At 69.4% G+C, this 19,105-nt stretch carries 11 protein-coding genes and 1 pseudogene; 6 read left to right on the top strand and 6 right to left on the bottom strand.

Annotated features, from left to right (window positions below; all coding sequences use genetic code 11):
- Positions 1-3: 3 nt before the first annotated feature.
- From ligA to AC1RVY_RS02205, 5 genes are all read right to left on the bottom strand, one after another.
- On the bottom strand, positions 4-2,091 hold the full coding sequence (ligA, locus tag AC1RVY_RS02225) for an NAD-dependent DNA ligase LigA (protein WP_492245296.1): 2,088 nt from the start codon (positions 2,089-2,091) through the stop codon (positions 4-6).
- Entirely contained in the window at positions 2,084-2,551 is a 468-nt protein-coding gene (locus AC1RVY_RS02220; RefSeq protein ID WP_218294947.1) for a GNAT family N-acetyltransferase, read from the bottom strand. The genes ligA and AC1RVY_RS02220 overlap by 8 nt, the downstream gene beginning before the upstream one ends.
- 8 nt (positions 2,552-2,559) lie before the next feature.
- Positions 2,560-3,681: a cell division protein FtsZ gene (locus AC1RVY_RS02215; RefSeq protein ID WP_218294946.1), complete on the bottom strand. Its 1,122-nt coding sequence runs from the start codon at positions 3,679-3,681 to the stop codon at positions 2,560-2,562.
- Between the two features lie 157 nt (positions 3,682-3,838).
- Positions 3,839-7,363, bottom strand: coding sequence for a chromosome segregation protein SMC (smc, locus tag AC1RVY_RS02210; RefSeq protein WP_492805095.1), 3,525 nt, complete (start codon positions 7,361-7,363; stop codon positions 3,839-3,841).
- A 288-nt stretch (positions 7,364-7,651) separates the two neighbouring features.
- Positions 7,652-10,807, bottom strand: coding sequence for a bifunctional diguanylate cyclase/phosphodiesterase (locus tag AC1RVY_RS02205; protein ID WP_218294944.1), 3,156 nt, complete (start codon positions 10,805-10,807; stop codon positions 7,652-7,654).
- 18 nt (positions 10,808-10,825) lie between these two features.
- Here AC1RVY_RS02205 and AC1RVY_RS02200 point away from each other — a divergent pair, with 18 nt between their 5' ends.
- A complete protein-coding gene (locus AC1RVY_RS02200) occupies positions 10,826-11,029 on the top strand; it encodes a hypothetical protein (protein ID WP_218294943.1) in 204 nt (67 codons plus the stop codon).
- Positions 11,030-11,056: 27 nt separating this feature from the next.
- Here the strand turns inward: AC1RVY_RS02200 and AC1RVY_RS02195 are convergent, their stop codons facing one another.
- Positions 11,057-12,541, bottom strand: coding sequence for a short-chain fatty acyl-CoA regulator family protein (locus AC1RVY_RS02195; RefSeq protein WP_492245301.1), 1,485 nt, complete (start codon positions 12,539-12,541; stop codon positions 11,057-11,059).
- Positions 12,542-12,664: 123 nt separating this feature from the next.
- On the opposite strand from AC1RVY_RS02195, the gene AC1RVY_RS02190 reads away from it, so the two are divergent.
- The 5 genes and pseudogenes from AC1RVY_RS02190 to AC1RVY_RS02170 all read left to right on the top strand — a co-directional run bounded on the left by AC1RVY_RS02190 (position 12,665) and on the right by AC1RVY_RS02170 (position 19,091).
- Positions 12,665-13,069, top strand: a complete 405-nt coding sequence (locus tag AC1RVY_RS02190) for an acyl-CoA thioesterase (protein ID WP_218338539.1) — start codon at positions 12,665-12,667, stop codon at positions 13,067-13,069.
- Positions 13,066-14,238 (top strand): bifunctional 2-methylcitrate synthase/citrate synthase, encoded by a 1,173-nt coding sequence (gene prpC / locus AC1RVY_RS02185; protein WP_492245302.1) that lies wholly within the window; start codon positions 13,066-13,068, stop codon positions 14,236-14,238. Before AC1RVY_RS02190 ends, prpC begins: the two co-directional genes overlap by 4 nt.
- A 55-nt stretch (positions 14,239-14,293) precedes the next feature.
- Positions 14,294-16,897, top strand: a pseudogene (gene acnD, locus AC1RVY_RS02180) (Fe/S-dependent 2-methylisocitrate dehydratase AcnD); the annotation flags it as partial.
- A 69-nt stretch (positions 16,898-16,966) separates the two neighbouring features.
- Positions 16,967-18,154, top strand: coding sequence for a 2-methylaconitate cis-trans isomerase PrpF (gene prpF, locus AC1RVY_RS02175; RefSeq protein WP_492805370.1), 1,188 nt, complete (start codon positions 16,967-16,969; stop codon positions 18,152-18,154).
- 73 nt (positions 18,155-18,227) lie between these two features.
- Entirely contained in the window at positions 18,228-19,091 is an 864-nt protein-coding gene (locus tag AC1RVY_RS02170) for an isocitrate lyase/PEP mutase family protein (protein WP_492805094.1), read from the top strand.
- The last annotated feature ends 14 nt before the right edge of the window (positions 19,092-19,105 follow it).

Below are 19,105 nucleotides of genomic sequence, written 5' to 3'. Positions count from 1 at the left end.
GCCTCAGGCGCCCGGGCCCGACAGCAGCGCCAGCATGCCCGCTTCGTCCAGCACGGGCACGCCCAGCTCCTGGGCCTTGGCCAGCTTGCTGCCGGCTTCATCGCCCGCCACCACATAGCTGGTCTTCTTGCTGACCGAACCGGCCACCTTGGCGCCAGCGGCTTCCAGCATGTCCTTGGCCGCGTCGCGGCTCAAGGTCGGCAGGGTGCCGGTCAGCACCACGGTCTTGCCGGCAAGGATCTGCGGGGCGCGTTCGGCCACCGGGCCCTCGGGCCAGGTCACGCCGCAGGCGCGCAGCTGCTCGACCACCTCGCGGTTGTGCGGCTGCTGGAAGAACGTGTGCAGGCTCTGCGCCACCACCGGGCCCACATCGTTCACCTCCAGCAACTGCTCCACGCTGGCGTCCATGATGGCATCCAGCGTGCCAAAGTGCCGCGCCAGGTCCTTGGCCGTGGCCTCGCCCACGTGGCGCAGGCCCAGGCCGAACAGAAAACGCGGCAAGGTGGTCTGCTTGGATTTTTCGAGCGCGGCCAGCACGTTCTGGGCCGACTTCTCGGCCATGCGCTCCAGCGCGATGAGGGAGGTGAGGCCCAGGCGGTACAGGTCAGGCAGCGTGCGGATCACATTGGTGTCCACCAGCTGGTCCACCAGCTTGTCGCCCAGCCCCTCGATGTCCATGGCGCGGCGCGCGGCGAAGTGCAGGATGGCCTCCTTGCGCTGCGCGGCGCAGAACAGGCCGCCCGTGCAGCGGTGGTTGGCCTCGCCCTTTTCGCGCACCACGGCGCTGCCGCAGACGGGGCAGGCCTCGGGCATCTTGAAGTTGGGCACATAGCCGGTCCGGTTGCCCGGCATCACGCCCACGACTTCGGGAATCACATCGCCCGCGCGGCGCACGATGACGGTGTCGCCCACCCGAACGCCCTTCTTGCGGATCTCGAACAGGTTGTGCAGCGTGGCGTTGGTGACGGTGACGCCTCCCACGAACACGGGCGCGAGGCGCGCGACGGGCGTGATCTTGCCGGTGCGGCCCACCTGCACGTCGATGCCTTCGATCTTGGTGGCCATCTCCTGCGCCGGGTACTTGTGCGCCACGGCCCAGCGCGGCTCGCGGGTCTTGAAGCCCAGGTCGCGCTGCAGCTGCAGCGAGTTGACCTTGTAGACCACGCCATCGATGTCGTAGGGCAGCGCATCGCGGCTGCCGCCCACCTGCTGGTGAAATGCTACCAATTCCGCAGCACCCGCCGCAATCTGCACCTGCGCCGCCACCGGAAAACCCCATGACTTCAGGGTCTGCAGCATCTCGTAGTGCGTGCGGAACACCGGCCCTCCCTCGCCGGGCGGCGTGACGGCGCCCAGGCCATACGCAAAAAAGCTCAAGGGGCGCTGGGCGGTGATGTTCGAGTCCAGCTGGCGCACCGCGCCGGCTGCGGCGTTGCGCGGGTTCACGAAGGTCTTGCCGCCCTGCTCCCGCTGCCGCTCGTTGAGCGCATCGAAATCAGCGCGGCGCATGTAGACCTCACCACGCACTTCGAGCAGCGGGGGCACGCCCTCGGGCAAGGTCAGGGGTATCTGGCGAATGGTCCGGATGTTATGCGTCACGTCCTCGCCCACCTCGCCGTCGCCCCGCGTGGCGGCCTGCGCGAGGCGGCCGTTTTCATAGCGCAGGCTCATGGCCAGGCCATCGAACTTGGGCTCGGCCACGTACTCGATGGCGGGGTCCGATTCCGCCAGGCCCAGCTCGCGCCGCACGCGCGCATCGAACGCCTGCGCGCCGGTGGCCTCGGTGTCGGTTTCGGTGTGGATGCTGAGCATGGGCACCGCGTGGCGCACGGGCGTGAGGCCTTCCATCACCGCCCCGATCACGCGCTGCGTGGGCGAGTCGGACGTGATGAGGTCGGGGTGCGCCGTCTCCAGGGCCTGCAGCTCCCGGAACACGCGGTCGTACTCGGCATCGGGCACGGTGGGCTCGTCCAGCACGTAGTACTGGTGCGCCCAGCGGTGGAGCTGCTCGCGCAGCGCTTTGATTTTGATAGCTGCCTGCGCTTGGCTGGTCTGCGCTGCGGCCGAAAAAAGTTCTGATTGTTCAGTCATGGTGGCCCAAGCTGGGATTCCTTTTGACAAACCCCAGTTCCCTGCCGCCCGCGAAGCCCACGGATTCATAGAGCCGGTGGGCCTGCGCGCGCTGCGCGCCCGACAGCAGGAAAACCTTGCAGCAGTTCAGGGCCCAGGCCGCGTCCAGGGCGAACTCCAGCGCTGCCCGGGCCAGCCCCTGGCGCCGGAAGCGCCCGCCCGTGATGACATGCTCGACGACGCCGATGGGCATCCCGGCGCTGGCGAAATTGGGCACGAGCGCCAGCATGCAGGTCGCGCCGACCTCGCCATGCCGCAGCGCCACCACCAGCCGCGCGCTGGGGGACCGCAACACGGCGCGAAAGCTGTCCAGCGATGCATCGTCGCCCAGCACAGGGTCCTGGGGCCGCAGTTCGCGGTACAGCGCCCTGACGGCGCCGTGATCGGCCTCGTGCGCCAGCCGGACCAGCGTTGCGCTCATGCGGCGGCCTAGCTGAACAGCCGGCGCGCCAGCACCGACCCCGCCGACAGGTCGCGCCCGTCGAGCTGGTCGTACAGCAGCTCCAGGTCCGAGGCGATCGGGTCCATGGCCATGGCAGGCAGCGGCTGGCCATTCTGGTCACAGAGCACGCCGTCCATGGCCTCGCACAGCGCGGCGGCGGCCTCGCGCAGGCGCGCAAAGGGTTGTTCGGTTCGGTGGACCTGCGCCACGTCCAGGCTCAGGGTGATGTCGCGGATGGCGGACTGGTCCGGGTCTTCGGCCAGTGCCGCCTGCGTGTCGTAGCCGAGCGTGAGCAATGGCGGCAGGCCTTGCGCGCCGGCCGGCAGCACCAGGCGCCCGGGCATGGCGCCCGGCACGAAGCCCACGCGCGCGGCGTTCTGCTGCACGTAGCCGGGGCTCCAGGCGGCCTGGCGCGCGCGCAGCATGAAGGCCAGTTGCGCGTCGTGGTCGCTGGCGAACTGGTCCAGCTCGCGGGCGCGGGCCACTTCCTGCAGCATGTCTGGAAAATCGGGGGCGGCATTGATGGCGTCCGCAAACGCCTGGGCCTTGACGACGAATTCCGAGAACTCGATCTCGTTGAGCGCGCCCATGCGGTTGGCAAGCTGCACGCCCGCCTGGAAGCTCTGGTAGCGCTGGCCGGGCGCCGGCGTCTCCCACTGCTGGGTGGCTTCGTTCAGGCCTTCGATCGCAAACGGCTTGCTGCCGGCCCGGCGCGTGGGAGGCAGCGCCGCCAGCGCGGCATCGCCGGACACGGACACCTCCGGCTGCAGCGGTGCGATCACGTCGATGAGCGGGTCCAGCCCGGGGCGGCGCTCCAGCGAGAACGGCGGCACGGGCATCTGCAGGGCCTCGCTGGCATCCACCGTGTGCTCGGAAGGCTCGGGCCCGCGGTCCAGGCCGTGGAAGTCCCCGGGGGGCAGGTCGGCGGCCGCGCCCGCCTCGAAACCTGGCTCCTGGCGCAGCGCGGGCTCGGCCGCGCGCTCGCGTTCCGGCTCTGGCGGCAAGGCGCGCTTGGGCGCGTTGCGGCGCGAGGTCCAGGTGTTGTAGGCCACGATGAGGGCCAGCACCAGGCCGCCGATGATGGCCAGACTCAGTTGCAATGTGCTCATAAAAGAAATTCTCGGCTAACGGCTATCCGCTGCATGGCGCAAGGGCCGCCGCGGTGAAAATGCGCGCGGCCTGTGCGCGAGACGCCGAGCAAGGGCCGCCCCGCAGCAAGGGCGTCGTCCCCCTGGGGGGAAGGTGCGAAGCGCCTCAGGGGGGTGCTCATATTTCCGCCATGGAGAGGGCCGACTCCATATCGACGGCCACGATGCGCGACACGCCCTGCTCCTGCATGGTCACGCCGATCAGCTGTTCGGCCATTTCCATCGCGATCTTGTTGTGGCTGATGAACAGGAACTGCGTGCCCTTGCTCATGCTGGACACCAGCTTGGCGTAACGCTCGGTGTTGGCGTCGTCCAGCGGCGCGTCCACCTCGTCCAGCAGGCAGAACGGCGCCGGGTTGAGCTGGAAGATGGCGAACACCAGCGCGATGGCCGTGAGAGCCTTCTCGCCGCCCGACAGCAGGTGGATGGTCTGGTTCTTCTTGCCGGGCGGCTGCGCCATCACCTGCACGCCGGAATCAAGGATTTCGTCGCCGGTGATGATGAGCTTGGCCTGGCCGCCGCCGAACAGCTCGGGGAACATGCGGCCAAAGTGCGCGTTCACGGTGTCGAAGGTGCCCGAGAGCAGCTGGCGTGTTTCGCCGTCGATCTTGCGGATCGCGTCTTCCAGCGTGTTCATGGCCTCGGTCAGGTCGGCCGTCTGCGCATCGAGGAAGACCTTGCGCTCGCTGGCGAGCTTGAGTTCGTCCAGCGCGGCGAGGTTCACAGCGCCCAGGGCGGCGATCTCGCGGTGCAGGCGGTCGATTTCGCTTTGCAGACCGCCCACGCGCACATTGCCGTCGGTGATCGACTGGGCCACGGCCTCGAGGTCGGCCTGCGCGTCGGCCAGCAAGGTGGTGTACTGCTCCAGGCCCAGGCGCGCCGCCTGTTCCTTGAGCTGGAATTCGGTGATGCGGGCGCGCAGCGGGTCGAGCGCGCGTTCGAGCTGCATGCGGCGCTCGTCGCTGGCGCGCAGCTTGGTGGTGAGGTCGTCGTATTCGCTGCGCTGGGCGCCGAGCGCTTTTTCGCGCTCCATCTTCACCTCCAGGGCGGCCTGCAGGCCACCTTGCGCGGCGGCGTCGGACAGGCGGGCCAGCTCATCGCGCGCGCGCTGCTGCTCGTCGGCCAGGGCCGTGGCCTGCTGCGTGGCGGTTTCGATGGAACGGTTGAGTTCGGCGCGGCGCGCCTCCAGGCTGCGCTGCGAGAACGTGGCCTCTTGTGCCTGGCGCTCCAGCGTGCGCTGCTGTTCGCGGCAGCCGGTGAGCTTGCGCTCGGCCTCGATCACACGGTCGCCCAGCTGGGCCTCGCGCTCCTGGCTGTCGGCCAGCTGCATGTCGAGTTCTTCAAAGCGCGCCTCGGCGGCCACGCGGCGTTCCTGCAGGTCGGCCAGCTGGGCCTCCACCTCGGCCAGGTCGCCGTCGATTTGCTGGCTGCGCGCGCGGGTCTGTTCGGCCAGCTGGGTCAGGCGCAGGGTCTCGACCTGCAGCTCGTGGGCGCGGCTCTGGGTTTCGGTGGCTTCGCGGCGCGCGACCACGAGGCGCTGCGAGGCATCGGCGTACGCGGCTTCGGCCCGCACCAGGGCCGTGCGCGATTCTTCGGCGATGAGCGCCTGCGCGCGCAATTCTTTTTCGAGGTGCTCGATCTCCTGCGCGCGGGCCAGCATGCCGGACTGCTCGGAGTCCTGCGCGTAAAAGCTCACGCTGTGGGCGCTGACCGCATGGCCGGTAGGAACAAACACCACCTCCCCGGGTTGCAGCGTGCCGCGGCGGCCCAGGGCTTCGTCCAGCGTGGGCGCGGTGTAGCAGCCTTGCAGCCAGTCGGTGAGCACGGCACGCAGGCCGGCATCGTTCAGGCGCAGCAGGTCCGACAGGCGGGCGTGGGGTGACGAGGTTTCGGGGTGGCCCGCGGCGGGAGCGCTGTAGAAGGCCAGGCGCGCGGGCGGCGCGTCGGTGCCGCCAGAGCCCAGGAAGCCACGCACCATGTCCAGGCGCCCCACTTCCAGCGCAGCCAGGCGCTCGCGCAGCGCGGCTTCCAGCGCGTTTTCCCAGCCGGGCTCGATGTGGATGCGGCTCCACAGGCCTTGCAGGCCGTCGAGCCCGTGTTTGGCCAGCCAGGGGCGCAGCTTGCCGTCGGTCTTGACCTTTTCCTGCAGCGCCTTGAGCGCTTCCATGCGCGCCGACAGGTCGGCCTGGCGCGCGCTTTCGGTGTTCACGGCCTGCTGGCGGGCGCGGCGGTCGTCATCCAGCTGGGGCACGGACTCCTGCAGCTCGTGCAGTCGGGCTGCCGTGGTCTCGGCGATCTCTTGCGCCTCTTCGAGCTGCTCGCGCAGGTTCGTCAGGCGGGCTTCATCGGGCGCGGCCAGCGCATTGCGGTCGGTGCGCAGGCGTTCGAAGCGGCTGTCGAGCTGGCGGCTTTGTTCGTCGATGCTGCGCTGCTCGGCGGCCAGCACGCCAATCTGCTGCTGCACCTGCACCACGCTGCTGCGCTGCTCGGCCGTGCGGCTTTGGGCCTGGCGCAGGGCTTCTTCCAGGTCGGGCAGCTGCATGGCCTGCTCTTCGACCTGGGCGGCCAGCATCTCGGCGCGCTCTTCGGCGTCCACACCGGCACCGGCCAGGTTTTCGAGTTCGATATCGGCCTCTTCCTTGCGGGCCTGCCACTGGGCGATCTGCTCTGCCAGCGTGACCAGGCGCTGCTCCACGCGCTGGCGCCCTTCGATCACGTAGCGGATCTCGGCTTCGAGCTTGCCGACCTCGGCCGTGGCCTCGTACAGCCGGCCCTGGGCCTGGTTCACCTGGTCGCCGGCCGCGTAGTGGGCCTGGCGGATGGTTTCAAGGTCGGACTCCACGGCGCGCAGGTCGGCCATGCGGGATTCGAGGTCGTTGACGGCTTGGAGGCCGTCCAGGCGCACCTTGTTCTGCTGCTCTTCGGCCTCGGCGCGCTTCAAAAACCACTGCTGGTGCTGCTTGAGCGTGGCGTCGGCCTGCAGGGTGTTGTATTTGGCGGCCACCTCGGCCTGCTTTTCGAGCTTTTCGAGGTTGGCGTTCAGCTCGCGCAGGATGTCTTCGACCCGCGTGAGGTTCTCGCGCGTGTCCGACAGGCGGTTTTCCGTCTCGCGGCGGCGCTCCTTGTACTTGGAGACACCAGCGGCTTCTTCGAGGAACAGGCGCAGTTCCTCCGGGCGCGACTCGATGATGCGGCTGATGGTGCCCTGGCCGATGATGGCGTAGGCGCGCGGCCCTAGGCCCGTGCCCAGGAACACGTCCTGCACGTCGCGGCGGCGCACGGGCTGGTTGTTCAGGTAGTAGCTGCTGGTGCCGTCGCGCGTGAGCACGCGCCGCACCGCGACCTCGCCGTACTGGCCCCACTGGCCGCCCGCGCGGTGGTCGGAGTTGTCGAACACCAACTCCACGCTGGCGCGGCTGGCCTGCTTGCGGGTGGTGGTGCCGCTGAAGATCACGTCCTGCATGGACTCGCCACGCAGCTCGCTGGCCTTGCTCTCGCCCAGCACCCAGCGCACCGCGTCCATGATGTTGGACTTGCCGCAGCCGTTCGGGCCCACCACACCGACCAGTTGCCCGGGCAGCATGAAATTGGTGGGTTCAGCGAACGACTTGAAACCGGAAAGCTTGATCGAGGTAAGACGCACGGGTCAGGGAACGGGCAAAAAGAGAATGAAGGCGGGGGTGCAAAAGTGGCGCCAGGCGGACGTTCCAGGCCGGAACACCCAGGCCGCAGCAAGGGCGGAATGATACCGCGCCGCCTGCAGCCCCCCGGCCCCCGGCTGACGGGCAGGGGCACACGGCCGGGGTGCAGCGCAAACATTTGGCAAAAACCAGCTATTGCACTTATCCCGCCTTGATTTCATGCTATCTATTTTGACAAACTCTGTACCGGCAGGGTGGCGGGCGGGCTGGTGCGGGCCGGTGTGCCAGGGCTACGCGTGCTGCGCGCCCGTCCCATTCGTTTTGCGCACCAGCGCCTCGAACTCGGCCACCGGCACGGGCGGGCTGAACAGGTAGCCCTGCCAGGCGTGGCAGTGGTGGCGCTCCAGAAACTCGCGCTGGGCCTCGGTTTCCACCCCTTCGGCGATCACGCGCAGGCCCAGGCTGGTGCCCAGCGCCACCACGGTGCGGGCGATGGCGGCGTCGTTGGGGTCGGTGAGCACGTCGCGCACGAAACTCTGGTCGATCTTGAGCTGGTCCAGCGGCAGGCGCTTGAGGTAGGCCAGCGACGAGTACCCCGTGCCAAAGTCGTCCAGCGAGAAGCCCACGCCGTAGCCCTTGAGCTGGCCCATCTTCTCGATGGTGTCTTCCACGTCGTCCAGCAGCAGGCCCTCGGTCATCTCCAGCTTGAGCTGGTGCCCCTGGGCGCCCGAGCTGGCCAGCGCGGCCAGGACTTGGGCCACGAAATCGCCCTGGTGGAACTGGCGCGGGCTCACGTTCACCGCCAGGCTCAGCACGGCCAGCTCGGGCTGCGCGGCCCAGCGGGCCAGGCACCCGCAGGCCACCTGCAGCACCCATTCGCCCAGCGGGAGGATCAAGCCTGTCTCCTCCGCCAGCGGGATGAAATGCGCGGGGGAGACAAAACCGTCGCGTGGATGGCGCCAGCGCAGCAGCGCCTCGGCACCGGTGATGCGGCCCCGGTCGATCTGCGGCTGGTAGTACAGCTCGAACTGGCCCTGCGCCAGGCCAATGCGCATGTCGCGCTCCAGCGCAGCCCGTGCGCTCACGGCGGCCTGCATCTGGGGGTCGTAGAAGCGCAGCGTGTCGCGGCCGGCGTTCTTGGCCTGGTAGAGCGCCAGGTCGGCGCGCTTGAGCAGTTCGTCCACGGTCTCGCGCATGCCGCTGAAGATGGTGACGCCCATGCTCAGCGAGCTGTGGTGCGCGGTGCCGTTGAGCATGTAGGGCTCGCGCAGGGTGGCCAGGATGCGCTGGCCCACTTCTTCGCTGCGGGCCGCGGCCTCCTCGGGGTTGTCGCCCAGGTCTTCCAGCACCACGACGAATTCGTCGCCTCCCTGGCGGGCGACGGTGTCGTCCTCGTGCACGCAGCCACGCAGGCGGTGCGCCACCTGCAGCAGCAGGTGGTCGCCGCTGTCATGGCCCCGGGTTTCATTGAGTGTCTTGAAGTTGTCCAGGTCGAGCAGCAGCAAGGCGCCGCTGCGCCCGTGGCGGGCACTGGTGGCCAGCGCCTGCTGCAGCCGGTCCATGAGCAGGCGGCGGTTGGGCAGGCGCGTGAGCGGGTCGTAGTAGGCCAGGTGGTTGATCTCCTCCTCGGCCGCCTTGCGCTGGCTCAGGTCCTGCATGGTGACCAGGTGCCCGCCTTCCACCTGCACCCCCGAGACTTCGACGGGGCGCAGCTGCCCGTCATGGCAGCGGATGAGGTACTCGGCGCCGGGGATCACGCCGTCGCCGGCCTGGGCGCTCTGCGCCGCCTCGCGCCAGCCCTGGCGCACGGTTTCGCGCTCCTCGCGCTCCGGGAACGCGCGCTCCCACCAGGTGTCCACGTCGGGCACCTCGGCCTCGGTGTACCCGCAGATCTGCACGTAGCGCTGGTTGCGAAAGCTGATGCGCCCGTCGGGCTGCACCAGGCACAGGCCCATGGGCAGGCGCTCCAGAATGCCCCGCAGCCGGTGTTCGTTGGTGCGCAGGGTGTCCTCCATGCGCTTGCGCGAGGTGATGTCCTGCACCACGGCGATGTGGTGGTCGGGCGTGGCCCCGGGCACCCACATCGGCGACACGGTGAGGTCGACCCACACCGAATGGCCGCGCTTGTGGATGTAGCGCTTTTCCAGCCGGTATTCGGGCACCTCCCCTGACTTGAGGCGCTCCAGGTGCTGCGCGTCCGTCTCCAGGTCGTCGGGGTGCGTGATGGCCCGGATGTTGAGCTCCTGCATCTCCTCGGGGCTGTAGCCCACGATGTCGCCATAGCGCTGGTTGGCGCGCAGGAACCGGCCGGTGGAGGTGTCCAGCAGCGCGACCCCCACACTGGCCTGGTTGAACAGGGCGCGAAAACGCTCCTCGCTCTCGTGGCGGGCCTCGTCCGACGCCTGCGCGCGCACCAGTGCCATGGTGCGCTGGCGCACCAGCAGCCCGACCGTGGAAGCCAGCAGGAGGGACACCAGGATGCCCCCCAGCCCCGCCAGGACCGGCAGCCGCGCCTCGGACGGCGAGAGGAACGAGCGCGCGGGATGGAAGGTCAGGCGCCAGCGCCGGTCGTGCACGAGCAGGTCGCGCACAAACGGCTGCGCATCGGGCAGCGCCGCCGACGACTGCGCCAGCAGGGGCCGGACGGTGGTGTCGGTGGAGCCCGCGCGCACCGAGCCATGGTCCTCCATCGACACGGCAATGCCGTTGAGCAGGCCCTGGCTCCCCAGCGCCTGCACCAGGTCGAACACCCGGATGGTGGACGCCACCGCGCCCAGGAAGCGCGGCTCCGGCGTGCCCGCCGTGTAGTCGAACACCGGCACGCGGATCACGAAGCCCGCGCGGTGCTTGTCCTCCTGCAGCAGGTCGAACGGGGCCGAGGCCACCGTGTGGCCGCTGTCCCGGCTGTACTGCATGGCGGCCAGGTTGGTGGGCTGGGCGCTGATGTCCAGGCCCAGCACGCTTTCATTGCCCGCCATGGGCCACAGGTACTCGGCCACGAAATACTCGGCCCGCTCGCCCGGTGGCCGGATGGCGAAGTCGGGGTAGCCGTGGGTGGACAGCGAGGTGTCGGCGCGCACCCGGGCTTCATACGCGGCTCGCTCGGCGCCCGGCACCCAGCGGGTGAACGACAGGTTGCGCACGCCGGGATACCGCTGGCCCACTTCCAGGTCGCTCGCCGCGCGCTCGAACTCCGCGCGGGTCAGGTGCGGATTGGCCGTGAACAGGCCGCGCAGGCCGTTGACCACTTCGGTATGCCCCTCGATCCGCTGGCTCAGCGCGTCGGCGAACGCGCGGGCCTCCTGCATGAACCGGGTCTGCCCGGCCTGGGCCACCGAGTCGGCCTGCTGCCAGGCCAGCCACAGGCTGACCGCCACGCCCAGCACGGCCACGCCCAGCCCGGCCAGCCAGTGCCGATAGCGACCGTCTGGCGTCAAGGAAGCCATGGCAGGAAACGGGTGGGCATGCAGAATCAGAACAGCGTCTGGGCCGTGGTGGTGGGTGGTGTTGCGGTGGGTCGTTGGCCGCGCCAGGGCCCGGCCGCAAGGCGCAGGATAGCGGCAATCCGCAGCCCTTTGGAGCAACCTGCGGCAGAACAACTGGTTACCAATGAGTTATTTGGTGGAAAGTGCCGTCAGCGCAACACCCTCATGCGCCAGCAGCTATGAATTGATGAGCACATTTCATAACCTGCGTCAGGACGCCGGCCCCGTGCGGCTGTCGGCCACGGGGTACGGCGCGAACCGGCTCCAGTTCTCGTTCACGTCCAGCGCCCGGCCAATGGGAGGAAACGCGCGCTGCGGGCAGGCGTCGCGCTCGCACACCTTGCAGCCCATGCCGATGGGCACGCCCCCGTGCGGGTTCGCGAGATCCAGTCCCTGCGAATACACCAGCTGCGGCGCGTGGCGGACATCGCAGCCCAGCGCCACCGAGAACTCCTTGCCCGGCGCCCCCCAGCCGCCGCCGCCGCGCGAGACCGTGCGCGCCACCCACAGGTAGGCGCGGCCGTCGGGCATGCGCGCCAGCTGGGGCACGATGCGCCCGGGCTGGGCAAACGCCTCGTACACGTTCCACAGCGGGCAGGTGCCCCCGATCTTGCTGAAGTGAAAGTGCGTCGCCGACTGGCGCTTGGAGATGTTGCCCGCCCGGTCCACCCGCACGAAGAAGAACGGCACCCCGCGCGCGCTGGGCCGCTGCAGGGTGGACAAGCGGTGGCACACCGTCTCGAACCCCACGCCGAACTGGTGGCCCAGCCGGTCCAGGTCGTAGCGCACGGCTTCGGCCGCGCGCAGGAAGGCCGTGTACGGCAGCACCAGGGCGCCCGCAAAGTAGTTCGCCAGGCCGATGCGCGCCAGCGCCCGGGCCTGGTCGCCGGACAGTCCCGCGCCGTCGGCGATGCGCCGCAGCAGCGGCCCCTGCTCCAGGAACGCCAGCTGCGTCGCCATCTGGAAGGCGCGCTGGCCCGGCTCCAGCCCCGCGGCGAGCTTCAGCACCCGCGTCCCGGGCTCGAAGACGCGCTGCGCATTGCCCGGCAGTGCATCCGCCGCGCTGCCCACCCGCACGCCATGGGCGGCCAGCAGCCGCTCCGCCAGGCCCTCGTCCGAGCGCCCGGGCTGCAGCGACCAATCGGCGGCGCACTGCTCCGCCGCGTCGTCCAGCTCGGCAATATGGTTCTGCCGGGCAAAGAAAAAGTCGCGCACTTCTTCGTATGCCATGGGGGGATGGCCTTGCAGCGGCGGCATGCCGCGCTCGTCGCCCAGGCCCCACTGCGCATTGAGCGCGCCCAGGGCTTCCAGCCGCTCCAGGGCCTGCCGGTGGCGCTGGTGCAATGCCAGCAAGGTGCGGGCCACGGCGGGCATCCCGGCCGCCAGCTCCCGGATTTCGGCCAGCGAGACGGCATCGCCCGCCCCCTCCCCGCCCAGGCCCGCGGGGAGGTCGGCCAGCACCTCGCGCAGGCCCGTGATGAGGCGCGCCTCGTCGTCGTCCGAAAAGCGCTGCACATCCACGCCGAACACCGCGTTGATCTTGAGCAGCACCGGCACCGTGAGGGGCCGCTGGTTCTGCTCCAGCTGGTTGAGGTAGCTGGCCGACAGGTCCAGCGCGCGTGCCAGCGCGACCTGCGTCATGCCGCGTTCTTCGCGCAGGCGGCGCAGGCGCACGCCCATGAAGGTTTTTCTCATCGCAAGGTCCAGGGGTCAAGAAGACGAATATTCGCAATATTTGCAAATCATCCAGAAATACTTCGCAATCATTCGCCGATTCAGGGGTGGCGTGGTAAATCCCGGATGCGTACATTGCGAATCATGCACCAAGCGACCCACCCGCACCAGCCCCCCGGCACCCAGGCGTTCACCGAAATGGTGTTCCCCGGACGCACCAACCACTACGGCACCCTGTTTGGCGGCCAGGCACTGCTGCTCATGGGCCAGGCCGCTTTCGTCACAGCCAGCCGGCATGCGCGCAGCGCCGTGGTGATGGCGCGCTGCGGCGGCGTGGACTTTCTGGCGCCCGTGCCCCAGGGGCAGGCGCTGGAACTCCAGGCCCGCGTGGTGCGCACCGGCGCCAGCTCGATGACCGTGCAGGTCGAAGGCGCGGCACATGACCTGGCCTCGGGGCGGCACCTGCCCGCCCTGTGCGGCACGTTTGAAATGGTGGCCGTGGACGCCACGGGCCGCCCCACCCCTTTTTCCCCGATGGAGACACCATGAGCGATACCGCAACCCCGAGCACCAGCGCACCCGCGGGCTTCAGGCCCAAGAAATCCGTCGCCCTGTCGGGCGTGACCGCCGGCAATACGGCGCTGTGCACCGTGGGCCGCACGGGCAACGACCTGCACTACCGTGGCTACGACATCCTGGACATCGCCGATGTCTGCGAGTTCGAGGAGATCGCCCACCTGCTGGTGCACGGCAAGCTGCCCACCGCCGCCGAACTGCGCGGCTACAAGGCACGCCTGAAAGCGCTGCGCGGCCTGCCGGCCAATGTGAAGGAGGCGCTGGAGCAGCTGCCCGCCAGCAGCCACCCCATGGACGTGATGCGCACGGGCGTGTCGGCCCTGGGCTGCGTGCTGCCCGAGAAGGACGGGCACCACACGCCCGGCGCGCGTGACATCGCCGACCGGCTGATGGCATCGCTCGGCTCGATGCTGCTGTACTGGTACCACTGGTCCACCCAGGGCAAGCGCATCGAGGTGGAGACGGACGACGACTCCATCGGCGCGCACTTCCTGCACCTGCTGCACGGCCAAAAGCCGCCCGCCGCGTGGGAGCGCGCCATGCACACCTCGCTGAACCTGTACGCGGAGCACGAGTTCAACGCTTCCACCTTCACCGCGCGCGTGGTGGCCGGCACCGGCAGCGACATGTACTCGTGCATCACCGGCGCCATCGGCGCGCTGCGCGGGCCCAAGCACGGCGGCGCCAACGAGGTGGCCTTCGAGATCCAGAAGCGCTACGACAACGCCGACGAGGCCGAGTCCGACATCCGCCGCCGGGTGGAGGCCAAGGAAGTGGTGATCGGTTTCGGCCACCCGGTCTACACCGTGAGCGACCCGCGCAACGAGGTCATCAAGCGCGTGGCGCGCCAGCTCTCCGAGGAGGCCGGCAGCACCAAGATGTTCGACATCGCCGAGCGGCTGGAGTCGGTGATGTGGGAGGCCAAGAAGATGTTTCCCAACCTCGACTGGTTCAGCGCCGTGAGCTACCACATGATGGGCGTGCCCACCGCGATGTTCACGCCGCTGTTCGTCATCGCGCGCACCAGCGGCTGGGCGGCGCACATCATCGAGCAGCGCATCGACAACAAGATCATCCGCCCGAGCGCGCACTACACCGGCCCGGACGACCTGCAGTTCGTGCCCATTCAGGACCGCAAGTAAATTCGCCCCCCCCAACGGCGACGGACGGTGCCACCGTCCGCGCCCGCCCCACGCCATGAACACCCTCTTCCGCAAGAACCTGCCCGGTACCGATCTGGACTATTTCGACGCCCGCCAAGCCGTCGAGGCGCTGCAGCCCGGCGCCTGGAACCGCCTGCCCTACACCGCGCGCGTGCACGCCGAGAACATCGTGCGCCGGGCCGACCCGGCCATCGTCCGCGAGTGCCTGGTGCAGATCATCGAACGCAGGCGCGAACGCGACTTTCCGTGGTTTCCGGCACGCGTGGCCTGCCATGACATCCTCGGGCAGACCGCGCTGGTGGACCTGGCGGGCCTGCGCGACGCCATCGCGGCCCAGGGCGGCAACCCGGCCCAGGTGAACCCCGTGGTGCCCGTGCAGCTCATCGTGGACCACTCGCTGGCCGTGGAGTGCGGCGGCTTCGACCCCCATGCGTTCGAAAAGAACCGCGCCATCGAGGACCGCCGCAACGAGGACCGGTTCCACTTCATCGAGTGGACGAAAAAAGCGTTTTCCAACGTCCAGGTCATCCCCGCGGGCAACGGCATCATGCACCAGATCAACCTGGAGAAAATGTCGCCCGTGGTCCATGCGGACAACGGCGTGGCCTATCCCGACACCTGCGTGGGCACCGACAGCCACACGCCGCACGTGGATGCCCTGGGCGTGGTCGCCATCGGCGTGGGCGGCCTGGAGGCCGAGAACGTGATGCTGGGCCGCGCCAGCTGGATGCGCCTGCCCGAGATCGTGGGCGTCAAGCTCACCGGCCAGCGCCAGGACGGCATCACCGCCACCGACGTGGTGCTGGCCCTGACCGAGTTCCTGCGCAAGTCCAGGGTGGTGGGTGCCTACCTGGAGTTTCATGGCGAAGGCGCGGCCAGGCTGACCATTGGCGACCGCGCGACCATCTCGAACATGGCCCCCGAATACGGCGCCACCGCCGCCATGTTCAGCATCGACGCGCAGACGCTGGAGTACCTGACCCTCACGGGCCGCGCGGCGGAGCAGGTCAGGCTGGTCGAGACCTACGCGAAGCACGCCGGCCTGTGGTCGGACTCGCTCAGGGAGGCCGTGTACGAACGCCATCTGGAGTTCGACCTGTCCAGCGTGGTGCGCAACCTGGCGGGCCCGTCGAACCCGCATGCACGCGTGGCCACCGCCGATCTGGCGGCCAAGGGCATCGCGGGCGCCTGGCGCATGCCCACGCCGGAAGAAGGCACGATGCCCGACGGCGCCGTGATCATCGCGGCCATCACGAGCTGCACCAACACCTCCAACCCGCGCAACGTGATCGCCGCCGCCCTGCTCGCCCGCAATGCGAACCGGCTGGGCCTGGCGCGCAAGCCCTGGGTCAAGACCTCGCTGGCCCCCGGCTCCAGGGCCGTGGAGCTGTACCTGAAGGAAGCCGGCCTGCTGCAGGACCTCGAAAAGCTGGGCTTCGGCATCGTGGCCTTCGCCTGCACCACCTGCAACGGCATGAGCGGTGCGCTCGATCCGGCCATCCAGCAGGAGATCATCGGCCGCGGCCTCCACACGGCCGCCGTGCTCTCGGGCAACCGCAACTTCGACGGGCGCATCCACCCCTATGCCCGGCAGGCGTTCCTGGCCTCGCCGCCGCTGGTCGTGGCCTATGCGATCGCGGGCACGGTGCGGTTCGACATCGAGAACGACGTGCTCACGGTGGTGGACGGCAAGCCCGTGCGCCTGAGGGACATCTGGCCCGCCGACGAGGAAATCGACGCCGTCGTGAAGGCCGCCGTGAAGCCCGCGCAGTACCGCGCCGTGTACGAACCGATGTTCGCCATCCGGCACGACGACGGCCAGCGCGTATCGCCGCAGTACGGCTGGCGGGCGCAGTCCACCTACATCCGCCGCCCGCCCTACTGGGACACCGAAGGCGTGGGCGCGCTGGCCGCGAACCCGCGCACCTTGAAGGGCATGCGGGCGCTGGCCCTCCTGCCGGACAACATCACCACCGACCACCTCTCGCCCTCCAACGCCATCCTGCCCGACAGCGCGGCCGGCGAGTACCTGCACAGCATGGGCCTGCCCGAGGAGGACTTCAACTCCTACGCCACCCACCGCGGCGACCACCTCACCGCCATGCGCGCCACGTTCGCCAACCCGCAGCTCGTCAACGAGATGGCCGTGGTGGATGGCCAGGTCCGCAAGGGCTCGCTCGCCCGGGTGGAGCCCGAAGGCCAGGTCATGCGCATGTGGGAGGCCATCGAAACCTACCTGCACCGCCGCCAGCCGCTCATCATCATCGCCGGCGCCGACTACGGCCAGGGCTCCAGCCGCGACTGGGCCGCCAAGGGCGTGCGCCTGGCGGGCGTCGAAACCGTGGTGGCCGAGGGCTTCGAGCGCATCCACCGCACCAACCTGATCGGCATGGGCGTGCTGCCGCTGGAGTTCAAGGACGGCACCACGCGGCGGACCCTGGGGCTCGACGGCACCGAAACCTACGAAGTGCAAGGCCAGCCGCAGCCACGCGCCACGCTCATGCTCGTCATCCGGCGCAAGAATGGCGAGGTGGTGAACGTGCCCATGGCCTGCCGCCTGGACACCGCCGAGGAAGTCTCCGTGTACGAAGCGGGCGGCGTGCTGCAGCGCTTCGCCCAGGACTTCCTGGCCCAGAATTTCACGCAAAAACAGCCGCTGGCGCAGTCATTACAAGCGCTGGCTGCTATCAAATTTGAAAAATCCGACATGACGACACTCTTTGCGCCACAGATCCGGATCCCCGCCACCTACCTGCGAGGCGGCACCAGCAAAGGCGTTTTTTTCCAGTTGCAGGACCTGCCCGAGGCGGCCCGGCAGCCCGGGGCCGCGCGCGACGCCCTGCTGCTGCGCGTGCTGGGCAGCCCCGACCCCTATGGCAAGCAGATCGACGGCCTGGGCAATGCCTCGTCGAGCACCAGCAAGGCCGTGATCCTCAGCCGCAGCACGCGCCCCGACCATGACGTGGACTACCTGTTCGGCCAGGTCTCCATCGACCAGCCCTTCGTGGACTGGAGCGGCAACTGCGGCAACCTCTCGGCCGCCGTGGGGCCCTGCGCCATCCACATGGGGCTGGTCGATGCGGCGCGCGTGCCGCGCGACGGCACCGCCGCCGTGCGCATCTGGCAGGCCAACATCGGCAAGACCATCGTGGCGCACGTGCCGATGGCCGCCGGGCAGGTGCAGGAGACGGGCGAATTCGAGCTGGACGGCGTGACCTTCGCGGCCGCCGAGGTACAGCTTGAATTCCTCGACCCGGCGGACGAGGGCGAGGACGGCGGCGCGATGTTCCCCACCGGCAACCTGGTCGACCGCCTGGACGTGCCGGGCGTCGGCAGCTTCCAGGCCACGCTGATCAACGCGGGCATACCGACCATCTTCCTCAATGCCCGGGACATCGGCTGCACCGGCACCGAGCTGCAGGCCGCCGTCAACGGCGACGCGCAGGCGCTCGCGCGCTTCGAGGCCATCCGCGCGCACGGCGCGCTGAGGATGGGCCTGATCCGGGAGCTGGCCGAGGCCGCCACGCGCCAGCACACGCCCAAGATCGCCTTCGTGGCACCGCCCGCCGGCTACACGGCCTCCAGCGGCAGGCGCGTCGAGGCGCAGGACGTGGACCTGCTCGTGCGGGCGCTCTCCATGGGCCAACTGCACCACGCCATGATGGGCACGGCGGCCGTGGCCATCGGCACCGCCGCCGCCATCCCGGGCACGCTGGTCAACCTCGCGGCGGGCGGCGGCCCGCGCGGTGCCGTGCGCTTCGGCCACCCGTCCGGCACGCTGCGCGTGGGCGCCGAGGCCGCACAGGTCGACGGCCGGTGGCAGGTCACCAAGGCCGTGATGAGCCGCAGCGCCCGCATCCTCATGGAAGGCTGGGTCAGGGTGCCCGCCCCCTGAGCGGCGGCGCGGTTTCAGGAAAAGTGCGGCACGCCTGCGTGCCGCCATTGAACCAACAGCGAAGAAGAAAATGATGAACACCAAGCAGCGACTCAAGTCCCTGGCCGAAGCCCGCCGCGGCATCCTCGTGCCCGGCGCGTTCAACGCCCTCTCCGCCCGCGTCGTGGCCGACCTGGGCTTCGAGGCCCTCTACGTCACCGGCGCGGGCGTCACCAACATGTGGTTCGGCCTGCCCGACCAGGGCTTCATGGGCCTCACGGACATCGCCGACCACACGGCGCGCATCCGCGACGCGGTGGAGCTGCCGCTCATCGTGGACGCCGACACCGGCTTCGGGAACGCGCTCAATACCTACCATGCGGTGCGCACGCTGGAGCGCGCGGGCGCCGACTGCATCCAGCTCGAAGACCAGGTCAGCCCCAAGCGCTGCGGGCATTTCAACGGCAAGGAGGTCATCTCCACCGAGGAGATGCTGGGCAAGATCCGGGCGGCGGTGGACGCGCGCCGCGACCCGGACACCCTGATCCTGGCCCGCACCGACGCCTGCGCCACCCAGGGCTTCGAAGCCGCCGTGGAGCGCGCGCAGCGCTACGGCGAGGCCGGCGCCGACATCCTGTTCGTGGAGGCCGTGACCACGGCCGAGCAAATCCGCACCCTGCCCCGGCGCCTGGCCGACAGGCCCCAGCTCATGAACATGGTGATCGGCGGCAAGACCCCCATCGTCAGCGCCGAGGAACTGGCGGGCCTGGGCTACGGCATCGTGCTGTACGCCAATGCCGCGCTGCAAGGTGCCGTGGCCGGCATGCAGAAGGCGCTGGCGGTGCTGCGCGAAGCCCGGCGCATCGACGAAGACCCCGCCCTGGTCGCGCCCTTTGCAGAACGCCAGCGCCTGGTGCGCAAGCCCGAATGGGATGCGCTGGAGCGCAAATACCAATAAAAAGCAGTCCTGGC

The sequence above is a fragment of the Acidovorax sp. GW821-FHT11A03 genome (genome assembly GCF_058809075.1).
Note: the sequence above shows the minus strand (reverse complement) of the source record. Positions and strands in the feature narration are given on the sequence as shown.

What these genes read in the sequence shown, in the direction of transcription:
- ligA (WP_492245296.1), bottom strand. Translation starts at nt 2,091, where the DNA reads ATGACTGAACAATCAGAACTTTTTTCGGCCGCAGCGCAGACCAGCCAA.
- AC1RVY_RS02220 (WP_218294947.1), bottom strand. Translation starts at nt 2,551, where the DNA reads ATGAGCGCAACGCTGGTCCGGCTGGCGCACGAGGCCGATCACGGCGCC.
- AC1RVY_RS02215 (WP_218294946.1), bottom strand. Translation starts at nt 3,681, where the DNA reads ATGAGCACATTGCAACTGAGTCTGGCCATCATCGGCGGCCTGGTGCTG.
- AC1RVY_RS02205 (WP_218294944.1), bottom strand. Translation starts at nt 10,807, where the DNA reads ATGGCTTCCTTGACGCCAGACGGTCGCTATCGGCACTGGCTGGCCGGG.
- AC1RVY_RS02200 (WP_218294943.1), top strand. Translation starts at nt 10,826, where the DNA reads ATGCAGAATCAGAACAGCGTCTGGGCCGTGGTGGTGGGTGGTGTTGCG.
- AC1RVY_RS02195 (WP_492245301.1), bottom strand. Translation starts at nt 12,541, where the DNA reads ATGAGAAAAACCTTCATGGGCGTGCGCCTGCGCCGCCTGCGCGAAGAA.
- AC1RVY_RS02190 (WP_218338539.1), top strand. Translation starts at nt 12,665, where the DNA reads ATGCACCAAGCGACCCACCCGCACCAGCCCCCCGGCACCCAGGCGTTC.
- prpC (WP_492245302.1), top strand. Translation starts at nt 13,066, where the DNA reads ATGAGCGATACCGCAACCCCGAGCACCAGCGCACCCGCGGGCTTCAGG.
- prpF (WP_492805370.1), top strand. Translation starts at nt 16,967, where the DNA reads ATGACGACACTCTTTGCGCCACAGATCCGGATCCCCGCCACCTACCTG.
- AC1RVY_RS02170 (WP_492805094.1), top strand. Translation starts at nt 18,228, where the DNA reads ATGAACACCAAGCAGCGACTCAAGTCCCTGGCCGAAGCCCGCCGCGGC.